The following is a 12,780-nucleotide window of genomic DNA, read 5'->3' as shown; positions in this document are numbered from 1 at the left end:
GTCAGATCACGCCGTAGAGCCGGTCCCCGGCGTCGCCCAGACCCGGCACGATGTAGCCCTTGTCGTTGAGGCGCTCGTCGATCGCGCCGGTGACGACGGTGACCGGGGCGTCCACGTCGCGCAGGTCGGCCTGGAGCCGCTGGATGCCCTCGGGTGCGCTGAGCAGGGTGATCGCGGTGATGTCGTCGGCGCCCAGCTCGACGAGGAAGCGGATCGCGGCGGTCAGGGTCCCGCCGGTGGCCAGCATCGGGTCGAGGACGTAGCACTGCCGGCCGGTGAGGTCCTCGGGCAGCCGGTTGGCGTAGGTGGTCGCCTCGAGCGTCTCCTCGTTGCGGACCATGCCGACGAAGCCGACCTCGGCGGTCGGGACCATGCGCATCATCCCGTCGAGCATCCCCAGCCCGGCGCGCAGGATCGGCACGACGAGCGGCTTGGGGGTGGCCAGGTGGATGCCGGTCGTCGGACCCACCGGGGTCTGGATGTCGAACGGCCTGACCCGCACCTCGCGCGTCGCCTCGTAGGCCAGCAGGGTCACCAGCTCGTCGGCCAGCCGGCGGAAGGTCGGCGTGTCCGTCCTCTTGTCCCGCAGGTAGGTCAGCTTGTGGGCGATGAGCGGGTGGTCGGCAACGTGGACGCGCATGGGTCAGACTCTAGGTTGTGACCGATGCGCAGGACCACCCCGCCGCACCGCTGCCCGGATGGGCCCCCGACAGGTATGCGCAGTGGGTGCGTCTTGCGCTCGCGGAGGCGAGGACGGTCGGCGGGTCGGGCGACGTGCCGGTCGGTGCCGTCGTGGTCGGTCCCGACGGTGCCGTGCTCGGTCGGGGCCGCAACGTGCGCGAGCGCGACCACGACCCGACCGGCCACGCCGAGATGGTCGCCCTCCGCGAGGCGGGCGCGGCGCTCGGCTCGTGGCGGCTCGACGGCTGCGGTCTCGTCGCCACCCTCGAGCCGTGCGCGATGTGCGCCGGAGCCTCGGTGCTGGCGCGGGTGGACCGGGTCGTCTTCGGCGCGTGGGACGAGAAGGCCGGCGCCTGCGGGTCGGTGTGGGACCTGCCCCGGGACCGCCGCGCGCTGCACCGTCCCGAGGTGGTCGGCGGCGTCCTGGAGGAGGAGTGCGCCGCTCTGCTGCTCGACTTCTTCGGGCAGCGCCGCGGCTGAGCGCCGCGGCTTGGCGGGGCGGCCCGGACGGGTCCTCGCGGTTTGGGACGTCGTCGCCCCCTCGGGTAGCCTGTCCGGCGGTGGCGTGTCCGAGCGGCCTAAGGAGCACGCCTCGAAAGCGTGTGAGGGCGCAAGTCCTCCGTGGGTTCAAATCCCACCGCCACCGCCAGCCATGGCCTTGAGTCGCGACATCCCTGACGTGCGGTGTCGCGACTCAAGGCGTTGCGGTGGCTGATCCGCCCCCCCGTCCCATTGACAATGTGTCAATAACTGGGATGCTGAGGAGCGATGTGCATCGTCGAGAGGGCCGCATGAACTACGAACAGATCACGTATGCCGTCGCCGACCGGATCGCGACCATCACCCTCGACCGTCCCCAGGCGCGCAACGGCTACACGATCCAGATGGCCGACGAGCTCGCCGACGCCGTCCGCCGGGCCGGCGCCGACGACGACGTCCGGGTCCTGGTCCTCACCGGCGCGGGGGACGACTTCTGCGTCGGCGCCGACCTCAGCGGCGGCACCCTCGACGTCACCGACGGCGCCGACGACGGCGCCTGGGTCGAGCCGGCGACGCGCGCCACCCGCCCGATGTTCGCCCTCGAGAAACCGGTCATCGCCGCCGTCCGCGGCGCAGCGGTCGGCGTCGGGTCGACGATGATCCTCGCGGCGGACTTCCGGTTCGCCTCGACCGACAGCCGCTTCGGCTTCGTCTTCGCCCGCCGCGGGATCTACCCCGAGGGGGGCTCGACGTGGTTCCTGCCGCGGATCGTCGGCCTGGGCGCGGCCCTGGACTGGATGGTCACCGGCCGCCTCGTCCCGGCCGAGGAGGCCCTCGCGAAGGGGCTCGTCACCGCGGTCCACCCTCCGGACGAGGTCCTCGACCGCGCCTACGACCTGGCCCGCGAGATCGTCGCGTCGACCTCGGCGGTCTCGGTTGCGGTCATCCGTCAGGCACTGCTGCAGATGAGCGCCCTGGACTCGCCCGAGGCAGCCTTCGACCTCGACTCCAAGCTCATCGCGAGCTGCGCGGGGAGCCCGGACGCCAAGGAGGGCGTCATGTCCTTCCTGGAGCGACGCCAGGCCCGCTTCCCGGGCCGGGTCGGCAGCGACCAGCCCGCCTTCCTGCCCTGGCATGCCGGCCGGGCACGATGAGCACCGGGCACGATGAGCACCGGGCACGATGAGCACCGGGCACGATGACCACCGGGCGGTGGGGAGCCCACGCGTGAGGGCGGCCAGCACGGCGCGCACCCGCCTCGAGCCCGACGAGCGACGCGAGCAGATCCTCAGGTGCGCGATCGAGCTCTTCGGCGAGCACCCCTATGCGGCGGTGTCGACAACCGAGATCGCCGCCGCGGCCGGGGTGACCCGTGGGCTGCTGCACCACTACTTCGGCACCAAGCGCGAGCTCTACGTCGAGGTCGTGCGAGAGATGCTCATCGTGCCCCGGATGGTGGTGCCGGAGGATGTCGGGCCCGGCCTCGACGAGCGCATCGACGCCTGCGTCACCTGGCTGCTCGACATGGTGACCGGGCACGGTCTGACCTTCGTCGCCGTGGCGGGGGCCGAGGGCGTCGGCGACGACCCGGAGATCGAGCAGCTGCTCCTGCGGGCCGACGACATCGCCGCCCGACGCCTGCTGCAGCTGCTCGGCGTCGACGAGGACCTCCTCGACACGCCTCGGGTCGGCGGCCTGGGCCGGGCCTATGGCGCCATGGTCAAGGGTGCCATCCGCGAGTGGGTGCGTGAGGGGAGCCTGTCCCGAGCCGATGTCCACCAGCTGCTCCGACGCACCCTGCGCACCATCATCACCGAGCTGGTCCGAGAGCCCGGGCCCGCCCAGGCCCCCCCGGGGCCGTGACCCGGCCGGTCGTCCGCCGGCCGGCGTCGCGACCCCGCCCGGCGGCGTACCGGGTGGATGCGCCCCTCACTATTGACATTGCCAATTAAGGCCCATCCTTGAGCCCAGGGGCCGACCCCGTCACACGATCCGGAGGTTCTCACCGTGTCTGCACGATCGCGCTGGAGCGACGACGACCTCGAGGACGTCCGCCACCTCGTGGCGACCTACTTCGCCAAGGACGTGCTGCCCTCGGCGGCCCGTCATCTCGAGCAGGGCCATCCGGACCGCGAGCTCTACCGGCGGGCCGGCGAGGTCGGAATCCTCGGCATGTCCGTCCCGGCGGCCTACGGCGGCGGTGGCGGGACCTTCGCCCACGAGGCCGTCCTGATCGAGGAGCAGGTGCGCGCCGGGGACGTCTCGATGGGCTTCGCCGTCGACGTCGGTATCGCCGCGCACTACCTGGCCGCCTATGCGACCGAGGAGCAGAAGCTGCGCTGGCTGCCCGAGGTCTGCCGCGGCGAGTCCGTCCTGTCCATCGCGATGACCGAGCCGGGCACCGGCTCCGACCTGCAGGCGATCACCACGCGGGCCGTGCGCGAGGGCGAGGAGTACGTCATCTCCGGCGCCAAGACGTTCATCTCCAACGGCCACCTGTGCGACCTGGTCATCATCGCGGCGCGCACCGGCGAGGCCGGCGCGGCGGGCATCTCGCTGATCGTCGCCGAGGTCGACGACGACACCCCGGGCTTCACCCGCGGCCGGATCCTGGGCAAGATGGGGCAGAAGGGGCAGGACACGGCCGAGCTGTTCTTCGACGGGTTGCGCGTCCCGGCCGGCAACCTGCTCGGGCCGACGGAGGGTCAGGGCTTCTACCAGCTCATGGAGCAGCTGCCGCAGGAGCGGCTCATCACCGCGGTCATCGCCCAGGCGTCGATCGAGTCCGCCGTCGCCAAGACGATCGACTACACCAAGGAGCGCCACGCCTTCGGCAAGCCGCTCCTCGCCCTGCAGAACACCCGCTTCGAGCTGGCCGAGTGCGCCACGATCTCCCGCGTCTGCCGCACCTTCCTCGACGACTGCATCGAGAAGCACGTCGCGGGGCAGCTCGACGCCACGACCGCCTCGATGGCCAAGTACTGGATCTCCGACCAGGCCACCATCGTCGCCGACCGGTGCCTGCAGCTCTTCGGCGGCTACGGCTACATGGACGAGTACCCGATCTCCCACATCTACACCGACGTCCGCGTCCTGCGGATCCTGGCCGGAGCCAACGAGGTGATGAAGGAACTCATCGCCCGTTCGCTCTGATCACTACCTGAAGGGACCGCACGTGAGCACCAGCAGCACGAACCAGAGCCCGGACGCGTTCGTCTACGACGCGATCCGCACGCCGCGGGGCCGCAACCGCGGCGGCTCGCTGCACGGCACCAAGCCGGTCGACCTCGTCGTCGGGCTCATCGACGAGCTGCGCGAGCGCAACCCGGGCCTGGACCCCCAGCGCATCGACGACGTCGTGCTCGGCGTCGTCTCGCCGGTCGGCGACCAGGGCTCGGTCATCGCCCGCACCGCGGTGCTCGCGGCCGGTCTGCCCGACACCGTCGGCGGCGTCCAGCTCAACCGCTTCTGCGCCTCCGGTCTGGAGGCCGTCAACACCGCCGCACAGAAGGTCCGCTCCGGCTGGGACCACCTCATCATCGCCGGCGGCGTGGAGTCGATGTCCCGCGTGCCGATCGGCTCCGACGGCGGCGCGTGGGCGATGGATCCCGCCACCAACTACGACACCTACTTCGTGCCCCAGGGCATCGGCGCCGACCTCATCGCCACGATCGAGGGCTTCGGCCGCGAGGAGGTCGACGGTTATGCCGTGCGCTCCCAGACTCGCTCGCCGCCCTCAGACCCTCCTTCGCCGCGATGGGGGAGGCAGGAGGCTTCGACGCCGTCGCGCTGCAGAAGTACCACGCCGTCGAGCGGATCAACCACGTCCACACAGCCGCCAACTCCTCGGGCATCGTCGACGGTGCGGCCCTGGTGCTGGTCGGCTCCGAGCTGGTCGGCTCCGAGCTGGGCCTCACCCCACGGGCTCGCATCGTGGCCACAGCGACGAGCGGCGCCGACTCGACGATCATGCTGACCGGCCCGACGCCGGCCACCCGCAAGCTGCTGGCGACCGCTGGGCTGGGCGTCGACGACATCGACCTCTTCGAGATCAACGAGGCGTTCGCCTCGGTCGTGCTGAAGTACCAGCGGGACCTCGGGATCCCCGACGAGAAGCTCAACGTCAACGGCGGCGCCATCGCCATGGGTCACCCGCTCGGAGCCACCGGCGCCATGCTCCTCGGGACCATGGTCGACGGGCTCGAGCGCCGTGGCGCGGAGCGCGCCGTCCTCACGCTCTGCATCGGCGGCGGCATGGGCGTGGCGACGCTCGTCGAGCGCGTCTGAGCGCCCCGTCCGTCCAGACCCTCCGACCTGCAAGGAGCGACACACATGGCTGACACGGTCCACTGGCACCAGGATGCCGACGGCATCGTCGTCCTCACCCTCGATGACCCCAACCAGTCCGCGAACACGATGAACGCCGACTACATCGCCTCGATGCGCACGGTGGTCGACCGGCTCGTCGCCGAGAAGGACTCCGTCACCGGCGTCATCCTCACCTCGGCCAAGAAGACCTTCTTCGCCGGTGGCGACCTGCGCGCCCTGTCCCGCGCGACGAAGGACGACGCGCAGCGGGTCTTCGGCGAGATCACCGAGATCAAGGCGCAGCTGCGCACCCTGGAGACCCTGGGCAGGCCGGTCGTCGCCGCCATCAACGGGGCCGCCCTCGGCGGTGGCCTCGAGATCGCCCTGGCCTGCCACCACCGCATTGCGGCGGACGTGCGCGGCTCGCAGATCGGCTTTCCCGAGGTCACCCTGGGCCTGCTGCCCGGTGGTGGCGGCGTCGTGCGCGTCGTCCGGATGCTCGGCATCGCCGACGCCGTCACGAAGGTGCTCGCCCACGGGCAGCGCTTCACGCCGGCGCAGGCCCAGGAGATCGGCCTCGTCGACGAGGTCGTCGGCTCGGTCGAGGAGCTCGTGCCGGCCGCCAAGGTCTGGATCGGCCAGAACCCCTCGCCCGTCGCGCCGTGGGATGCCAAGGGCTACACGATCCCCGGTGGCACTCCCGCGACTCCGGCCCTGGCAGCCAACCTGCCGGCGTTCCCCGCCAACCTGCGCAAGCAGCTCAAGGGTGCCAACTACCCCGCGCCGCGCGCCATCCTCGCCGCAGCGGTCGAGGGCGCCCAGGTCGACTTCGACACCGCCTTGACCATCGAGTCGCGCTACCTCGTCGAGCTTGTCACCGGCCAGGTCAGCAAGAACATGATCCAGGCGTTCTTCTTCGACATGCAGCACATCAGGTCCGGTGGCAGCCGCCCCACAGGTCTCCCCAAGCACGAGGCCAAGCGGGTTGCGGTGCTCGGCGCCGGCATGATGGGCGCCGGCATCGCCTACGTCTGCGCGAAGGCCGGCATCGAGGTCGTGCTCAAGGACGTCTCGCAGGAGGCTGCCGAACGTGGCAAGGCTACTCGGCGGCCCTCGTGGACAAGGCTGTCTCCCGCGGCAGGTCGACCCGTGAGCAGGGGGACGCGCTCCTCGCCCGTCTCACCGCGACGGCAGATCCCCAGGCCCTGGCCGGGGCCGACCTCGTCATCGAGGCGGTCTTCGAGAGCGTCGAGGTCAAGCACCAGGTCTTCCAGGAGATCGAGGACATCGTCGAGCCGGGCGCAGTCCTCGGCTCGAACACCTCCACCCTGCCGATCACCAGCCTCGCCGAGGGTGTCAAGCGCGCGGAGGACTTCATCGGCCTGCACTTCTTCTCGCCGGTCGACAAGATGCCGCTCCTCGAGATCGTCGCCGGCGAGAAGACCAGCGAGGAGACGCTGGCCAAGGCCTTCGACATCGCCGTGCAGATCAAGAAGACCCCCATCGTCGTGGGTGACCACCGGGGCTTCTTCACCAGCAGGGTCATCGGCACGTTCCTCAACGAGGCCATCGCCATGGTCGGCGAGGGCGTGCCCGCGGCCAGTGTCGAGCAGGCCGGCCTGCAGGCCGGCTACCCCGCGGCACCGCTGCAGCTGGCCGACGAGCTCAACCTCTCGCTGATGAGCAAGATCCAGAAGGAGACCAAGGCCGGCCTCGAGGCCGGCGCCGCCGACGGCGCCCGCGCCTACGAGCACCACCTTGCCTACGACATCGTCGATGACCTGCTCGCCGCGGACCGCAAGGGCAAGCTCGGCGGCGCGGGCTTCTACGACTACGTCGACGGCAAGCGCACCAACCTGTGGCCCGGCCTCGCCGAGAAGTTCGGCAACACGACCGAGCTCCCCTTCGAGGACATGAAGGAGCGGATGCTCTTCGCCGAGGCCCTCGAGACGGTCAGGTGCTTGGACGAGGGCGTGCTGCGCAGCGTGCCCGACGCCAACGTCGGCTCGATCCTGGGCATCGGCTTCCCCGGCTGGACCGGCGGGGTCGCCCAGTACATCAACGGCTACCAGGGCGGCGTGCCCGGCTTCGTGGCCCGCGCCGAGGAGCTCGCCGCGCGCTACGGCGCGCGCTTCACCCCGCCCGCCTCCCTCGTGGCCAGGGCCGAGGCCGGTGCGCGCCTCGAATGACCCCTCCAGTCGGTGCGCCGCCGTACCGACCCACCCGCACCAGCACGACCCGCACAGCAGGACCCGCACCAGCACGACACAGGCAACAACCCACACTGCAGCAACACGTCAGAAAGAGGAGGCCAGGATGTACCTGACCCAGGGACTGCACAGAGCCGTTCAGTCGACACCGAACAAGGCAGCAACGATCTACGGGGACCGTGTCCGCACCTTCGCCGAGCACGCGGACCGGGTCGCCCGCTTCGCCGCCGGTCTGCACGCCGTAGGCGTCGAGGCGGGTGACCGGGTCGCGATCCTGTCCCTCAACAACGACCGCTACGCCGAGTACCTCCTCGCCGTGCCGTGGGCAGGGGCCGTGGTCAACCCGGTCAACATCCGGTGGAGCCCGGCGGAGATCATCTACTCGCTCAACGACTCGCAGACCAAGGTCCTGCTCATCGACGACGCGTTCGCCCCGATGGCCCCCGCCCTCAAGGCCAACGTGCCCTCGCTCGAGACGATCATCCATTGTGGTGACAAGGAGCTGCCCGAGGGGACCATCTCCTACGAACAGCTCGTGGCCGACAACGAGCCGGTCGAGGACGCCTTCCGCAAGGGTGAGGACCTCGCCGGGGTCTTCTACACCGGTGGCACGACGGGCTTCCCCAAGGGCGTCATGCTCAGCCACACCAACCTGGTCACCTCAGCCCTGGGCACCATCGCCAGCGGTGAGCTGCTCGGCGTGGGCGCGGTCTTCCTGCACGCCGCCCCGATGTTCCACCTCGCCGACCTTGCGGCCTAGGCCGGTCAGGTCACCTTCGGCGGCACGCACGTCATGGTGCCGTTCTTCGAGCCGGCGGCGGTCCTCGCGGCCGTCCAGGATCACCAGGTCACCGACATCCTGCTCGTGCCGACGATGATCCAGATGCTCGTCGACCATCCGGACGTCGCCAAGTACGACCTGTCCTCGATGAACCGCATCCTCTACGGCGGCTCCGTCGTCTCCGAGGGTGTTCTCAGGCGGACCCTCTCCCTCTTCCCCGGCATCCGCATGACGCAGGCCTACGGCATGACCGAGGTCGCCCCGGTCGGGGCCCTGCTGCTCCCGGACGACCACCGCGACCAGTACCTCCGCTCCGCCGGCCGCGCGGCGCTGCACACGGAGATCAAGGTCATGGCCACCGACGGCAACACGGTGCCGGCCGGCGAGGTGGGCGAGATCTGCATCCGTGGCGCCAACGTCATGCTCGGCTACTGGAACAAACCCGAGGAGACCCAGGCCGCACTACGCGACGGGTGGATGCACACCGGTGACGCGGGCTACCTCGACGCCGACGGCTACCGCTTCGTCGTCGACAGGATCAAGGACATGATCGTCACCGGTGGTGAGAACGTCTACTCCGCCGAGGTCGAGAACGCCCTGTCCAAGCACCCTTCCGTGGCCGCGTCCGCGGTCATCGGCCTGCCCGACGCGACGTTCGGCGAGAAGGTCCACGCCGTCGTCGTCCTCGTGCCCGGCGCCGCGGTCAGCGACGACGAGCTCCACGCGCACTGCAAGGAGCTGATCGCCGGCTACAAGATCCCGCGCAGCTACGAGTTCGTCGAGGCGCTGCCCGTCAACGGTGCGGGCAAGGTCCTCAAGCGTGACCTCCGGGCCGCGCACGAGGCCCGGGCCGAACCCGTCCCCGGCCCGTAGTCCCTGCATCTCGGCACCGGTCTGGCGACGGGCGCCAGGGATCCGCCTGCCCGGGACCCGGGTCGGCGATCACGCCGAGGCGAGCAACGCGCCGAGGATCACCATCATCCACAGGAGCCCGATCAGGCCCAGGACGGTGCCGATGATGCCCAGGATCATGCCGGCCCGGATGCTGGAGCCGTTGATGTAGGGGCGGCCCGAGGCGTCGATCTCCCTGAGCGCGCGGTGCCCCATCACCCAGGCGAACGGCCCGAGGATCTGCATGAACGTCACGCTGAGGATGCCCAGCACCAGGATCGTCGTGCCGCGCGGGTGCAGGTTCTGCGCCGGCGGCCCCCACGGGGCGGCCGGCGCCGGGCCGGGCCGGTAGCCCTCGGCCGGCGAGGCGTAGGGGTCCACCGGCTCCTGCGGCGCGGTCGGCCACTGCGGGTCGACCTGCCTGCTGCTGCTCTTCGGTAGCGGCGGCGGCTCGAAGTAGGTCATGGTCCCAGCCTAGCTAGGAGACGTCGACCAGCTTGCCGCTCCTCGACAGCTCGGGGTCGGTGCAGGATGACAGGTCGAAGCAGCAGGGCCGGCGCTTGCCCGCGCGCAGCTTGTCGACCGTCACCTCGACCCGGCGCTCGCGCGTGGTGGCGCTGCGGGTCGAGGTGACCCAGCGCACCCACTCCCACCGGGCCATCGGCGTGATGTCGGTCCAGGTGCCGGCGCTGTCGGGGGCATCGGACAGCGCCGCGTCCAGGTCCTCTGGAACCTCCGGCTCGGGCCACACCCTGGTCGGCGTCAGCGCGCCGTGCACCCCGTCCCCGGCTTCCAGCGAGAGGGCCTCGCGCAGCTTCTCGTCCACCGAGATCCAGTGGCCCTTGCGGCCGTCCGGCTCGAGCACGGTCATGAACGCGTGCCCGCCGATCTGCGCCTCGACGGCGACCTGGCCCCGCGACGGCAGTGCCTGGCTGGCGCTCTGTGGAAGGGTCAGCAGGATGCGTTCGCCGACCTGCTGGGCGACGGCGTCGAAGGTGATGCTCATGGGGAGGACGCTAGCCGCTGGCCGCGGCAGCGGTCTTCTCGATTCCTGACCGGTCGGCCCCCAGCCCGAACCAGCTGGTCACGCCGCCGGCCGCCATCAGCACCGCGCAGGCGATCATCGAGGCCCGGTAGCCCGACGTCATGGCGACCGGGTCCAGGTAGGCCTCGCCGGAGAGCCCGGCCAGCACCGGCAGGGCGGCCACCGCCAGCAGCGACCCGGCCCGGGCGACCGCGTTGTTGATCCCGCTGGCCACGCCTGCGTGGTCGTCCGGCGCGGCGGCGAGCACCGCCGTGGTGAGCGGGGAGACGAGCAGCGCCATGCCGAGGGAGAAGACGACGAGGCCCGCGAGCACGTCGTACCAGCGGGTGCCCGCACCGGCGCCCAGGAGCAGGACGAGGCCGAGCGCGCAGACGAGCGGGCCGACGCTCATCGGGACGCGCGGGCCGATGCGCGAGGCGAGCCGCCCGGCCCACGCCGACAGGAGCATCAGCGCGAGGGTCAGCGGGACCGAGGTGAGGCCGGCCGCCAGGGCCGACCAGCCCGCCGACACCTGCAGCTGGAGCACGAGCACGAAGAAGACCACCCCGAGCGCACCGTAGACCAGCAGCGTCATCGCGTTGGCCGCCGAGAAGACCCGAGAGCGGAACAGGCCCAGCGGCATCAGGGGGTCGCGGGCGCGGTGCTCGACGACCACGAAGCCGACGAGCGCGGCCACCGCGAGGGGGCCGGCGACGAGCACCGTCCGCAGGTCGGAGGCGTAGGTCAGGGCCCAGGTGAGCGCTCCGAGCCCGACGACGGCCAGCCCCGCGCCAGCCGCGTCGAAGCGTCCCGAGTGCGGTGCCCTCGACTCCGGCGCGGCCCACCAGGCCAGGATGATGACCACGAGGCACAGCGGGACGTTGATCGCGAACACCCACCGCCAGCTGGCGTGGTCGACGATCCAGCCGCCGACGAAGGGGCCGACCGCCGCGGCGATGCCGGACATCCCCGCCCAGGTGCCGATCGCCCCTCCGCGGTCCTGCGGACGGAAGGAGGACTGGATGATCGCCAGCGCCCCGGGCGTGAGGAGCGCACCGCCCACCCCCTGCACGAAGCGCATCGTGACGAGCTGCTCCGGGTTCTGGGCGAGCGCGCAGGCCAGTGAGCCGACCAGGAACCAGCCCATCCCCACGTGGTAGATCCGCCGCCTTCCCAGCCGGTCGCTGAGGGCACCGCCGACCAGCACCAGCGAGGCGAGCGCCAGCAGGTAGCCGTTGACGACCCACTGCAGCTGCTCCAGGGAGGCGCCGAGGTCGGAGCCGATGACCTTGAGCGCGACGTTGACGATCGACCCGTCGAGGATCGCGATCCCCGACCCGATCGTGACCGCCGCCAGCGTCACCCGGCCCCGGGTGCTGGACACGGCCAGGAGCTCGGCCCCGGCAGGCGGGGGCGACGTGCCCGACATACCCGCCATTGTGCACCCGCCGGTCCTCAGCCGGACCTCGCAGGCGGAGGACGGCCCCCGGGAGCCTCATCGCGCCCAGGGGCCTTGTGTCATCCGCGCACCCCGGTAGCCACGCCACCGCCGACCTGTCCCACGGGCGGAGGGGAGCGCTGCCGCGCCGAGACCCGTCCGGGGGCGGCCAGGCAGGCCGGCCGTCGTTCGCGCCCGACCGGCCGAGCGTCCCGGGCAGGCGGCACCGGTCGCCGGGGCACCGGCGGACGCAGGCCCTGGATCCCGGTCATGCCCGGGTCGCAGTCGGCGACGATCGCGTCGAACTCGGCGCGCAGCCAGTCGTCGTCGGCGCAGACGATCTGCCAGAACTCCTCGGCCAGCCTCTCGTCCGGTCGGACGGTGCCCTGGTCAGGGGTCGCCGCGCGGAGGTACGGCATCTCGACCACCCCTGCCGGTCAGGCGTTGATCGCCTGCCGCTCGGCGGAGCCGCTGGAGATCTCCTGCGCCTGACCGTCCCGCGAGCCGGAGGAGATGCTGATCCGGCGGGGCTTGGCCTGCTCGGCGACGGGGATGCGCAGCGTCAGGACACCCGCGTCGTAGCCGGCCTGGATCCTGCCGGTATCGAGGTTGTCGCCGAGGACGAGCTGGCGGCTGAAGACACCGCGGGGGCGCTCGGCGGCGAGCATCTCACGCTCCTGGTCCAGGACGGGCCGCTCGGCCCGGACCGTCACGACGTTGCGCTCGACGTCCAGGTCGATCGACTCCGCCCGCATCCCGGGCAGGTCGAGCTCGACCACGAACGAGTCGCCCTCGCGCCAGGCGTCCATCGGCATCGCCGAGGGCCTGGCGAAGGTGCCGTCCGTGCGACCGAGCATCTGCTGGGACAGGCGGTCGAGCTCGCGGAACGGGTCGCTCCGCATGAGGAGGGGAACCATCGTGGACTCCTTTCGTCGACGTGTGATCTTCATCTGGCGACTGCCCATAA

At 71.3% G+C, this 12,780-nt stretch carries 14 protein-coding genes, 1 tRNA gene and 2 pseudogenes; 11 read left to right on the top strand and 6 right to left on the bottom strand.

Annotation, left to right across the window (positions count from 1 at the left end; translation table 11 throughout):
* Position 1: 1 nt before the first annotated feature.
* Positions 2-640, bottom strand: coding sequence for a uracil phosphoribosyltransferase (upp, locus tag DV701_RS09275; RefSeq protein ID WP_114928049.1), 639 nt, complete (start codon positions 638-640; stop codon positions 2-4).
* A gap of 17 nt (positions 641-657) precedes the next feature.
* Here upp and DV701_RS09270 point away from each other — a divergent pair, with 17 nt between their 5' ends.
* The 11 genes and pseudogenes from DV701_RS09270 (at position 658) to DV701_RS18770 (ending at position 9,333) form a co-directional block, all read left to right on the top strand.
* The gene (locus tag DV701_RS09270) at positions 658-1,161 is read left to right on the top strand and encodes a nucleoside deaminase (protein ID WP_407669308.1); all 504 of its coding nucleotides are present in this window, start codon (positions 658-660) and stop codon (positions 1,159-1,161) included.
* Positions 1,162-1,240: 79 nt separating this feature from the next.
* Positions 1,241-1,330, top strand: a tRNA-Ser gene (locus tag DV701_RS09265).
* Positions 1,331-1,472: 142 nt separating this feature from the next.
* Entirely contained in the window at positions 1,473-2,315 is an 843-nt protein-coding gene (locus tag DV701_RS09260) for an enoyl-CoA hydratase-related protein (protein ID WP_114928048.1), read from the top strand.
* Positions 2,316-2,388: 73 nt separating this feature from the next.
* The gene (locus tag DV701_RS09255; protein ID WP_202863487.1) at positions 2,389-3,024 is read left to right on the top strand and encodes a TetR/AcrR family transcriptional regulator; all 636 of its coding nucleotides are present in this window, start codon (positions 2,389-2,391) and stop codon (positions 3,022-3,024) included.
* 144 nt (positions 3,025-3,168) lie between these two features.
* Positions 3,169-4,314, top strand: a complete 1,146-nt coding sequence (locus DV701_RS09250; protein WP_114928046.1) for an acyl-CoA dehydrogenase family protein — start codon at positions 3,169-3,171, stop codon at positions 4,312-4,314.
* 22 nt (positions 4,315-4,336) lie between these two features.
* The gene (locus DV701_RS09245) at positions 4,337-5,137 is read left to right on the top strand and encodes a thiolase family protein (RefSeq protein ID WP_267874109.1); all 801 of its coding nucleotides are present in this window, start codon (positions 4,337-4,339) and stop codon (positions 5,135-5,137) included.
* Positions 5,095-5,448 carry a hypothetical protein gene (locus tag DV701_RS19435; protein WP_267874108.1) on the top strand — a complete coding sequence of 118 codons (354 nt, stop codon included), beginning with the start codon at positions 5,095-5,097 and terminating at the stop codon, positions 5,446-5,448. Before DV701_RS09245 ends, DV701_RS19435 begins: the two co-directional genes overlap by 43 nt.
* 45 nt (positions 5,449-5,493) lie before the next feature.
* A pseudogene (locus DV701_RS19230) lies at positions 5,494-6,926 on the top strand (3-hydroxyacyl-CoA dehydrogenase NAD-binding domain-containing protein); the annotation flags it as partial.
* Between the two features lie 117 nt (positions 6,927-7,043).
* Positions 7,044-7,658 carry a 3-hydroxyacyl-CoA dehydrogenase family protein gene (locus tag DV701_RS19365; protein ID WP_407669369.1) on the top strand — a complete coding sequence of 205 codons (615 nt, stop codon included), beginning with the start codon at positions 7,044-7,046 and terminating at the stop codon, positions 7,656-7,658.
* Positions 7,659-7,785: 127 nt separating this feature from the next.
* A pseudogene (locus tag DV701_RS18775) lies at positions 7,786-8,883 on the top strand (AMP-binding protein); the annotation flags it as partial.
* Positions 8,881-9,333: an AMP-binding enzyme gene (locus DV701_RS18770; protein ID WP_324616626.1), complete on the top strand. Its 453-nt coding sequence runs from the start codon at positions 8,881-8,883 to the stop codon at positions 9,331-9,333. The pseudogene DV701_RS18775 and the gene DV701_RS18770, both read left to right, overlap by 3 nt.
* A 69-nt stretch (positions 9,334-9,402) precedes the next feature.
* Here DV701_RS18770 and DV701_RS09230 read toward each other — a convergent pair whose 3' ends face one another.
* From DV701_RS09230 to DV701_RS09210, 5 genes are all read right to left on the bottom strand, one after another.
* Positions 9,403-9,816, bottom strand: a complete 414-nt coding sequence (locus tag DV701_RS09230) for a DUF4190 domain-containing protein (RefSeq protein ID WP_202863484.1) — start codon at positions 9,814-9,816, stop codon at positions 9,403-9,405.
* A gap of 13 nt (positions 9,817-9,829) precedes the next feature.
* Entirely contained in the window at positions 9,830-10,357 is a 528-nt protein-coding gene (locus tag DV701_RS09225; RefSeq protein ID WP_114928045.1) for a YdeI/OmpD-associated family protein, read from the bottom strand.
* Between the two features lie 10 nt (positions 10,358-10,367).
* A complete protein-coding gene (locus tag DV701_RS09220) occupies positions 10,368-11,804 on the bottom strand; it encodes an MFS transporter (RefSeq protein WP_114928044.1) in 1,437 nt (478 codons plus the stop codon).
* Between the two features lie 89 nt (positions 11,805-11,893).
* Entirely contained in the window at positions 11,894-12,232 is a 339-nt protein-coding gene (locus DV701_RS09215) for a hypothetical protein (RefSeq protein WP_162802935.1), read from the bottom strand.
* 18 nt (positions 12,233-12,250) lie between these two features.
* Positions 12,251-12,730, bottom strand: coding sequence for an Hsp20/alpha crystallin family protein (locus DV701_RS09210; protein ID WP_114928042.1), 480 nt, complete (start codon positions 12,728-12,730; stop codon positions 12,251-12,253).
* Positions 12,731-12,780: the final 50 nt, after the last annotated feature.

This window comes from Ornithinimicrobium avium, assembly GCF_003351765.1.
Classification (GTDB): Bacteria; Actinomycetota; Actinomycetes; order Actinomycetales; family Dermatophilaceae; genus Ornithinicoccus; species Ornithinicoccus avius.
Note: the sequence above shows the minus strand (reverse complement) of the source record. Positions and strands in the feature narration are given on the sequence as shown.

Excerpts from the sequence above, each read along its gene's own strand:
- DV701_RS09220 (WP_114928044.1), bottom strand. The coding sequence starts at position 11,804 with ATGTCGGGCACGTCGCCCCCGCCTGCCGGGGCCGAGCTCCTGGCCGTG.
- DV701_RS18770 (WP_324616626.1), top strand. The coding sequence starts at position 8,881 with ATGCTCGGCTACTGGAACAAACCCGAGGAGACCCAGGCCGCACTACGC.
- upp (WP_114928049.1), bottom strand. The coding sequence starts at position 640 with ATGCGCGTCCACGTTGCCGACCACCCGCTCATCGCCCACAAGCTGACC.
- DV701_RS09225 (WP_114928045.1), bottom strand. The coding sequence starts at position 10,357 with ATGAGCATCACCTTCGACGCCGTCGCCCAGCAGGTCGGCGAACGCATC.
- DV701_RS09260 (WP_114928048.1), top strand. The coding sequence starts at position 1,473 with ATGAACTACGAACAGATCACGTATGCCGTCGCCGACCGGATCGCGACC.
- DV701_RS09230 (WP_202863484.1), bottom strand. The coding sequence starts at position 9,816 with ATGACCTACTTCGAGCCGCCGCCGCTACCGAAGAGCAGCAGCAGGCAG.
- DV701_RS09215 (WP_162802935.1), bottom strand. The coding sequence starts at position 12,232 with ATGCCGTACCTCCGCGCGGCGACCCCTGACCAGGGCACCGTCCGACCG.
- DV701_RS19365 (WP_407669369.1), top strand. The coding sequence starts at position 7,044 with ATGGTCGGCGAGGGCGTGCCCGCGGCCAGTGTCGAGCAGGCCGGCCTG.
- DV701_RS09210 (WP_114928042.1), bottom strand. The coding sequence starts at position 12,730 with ATGGTTCCCCTCCTCATGCGGAGCGACCCGTTCCGCGAGCTCGACCGC.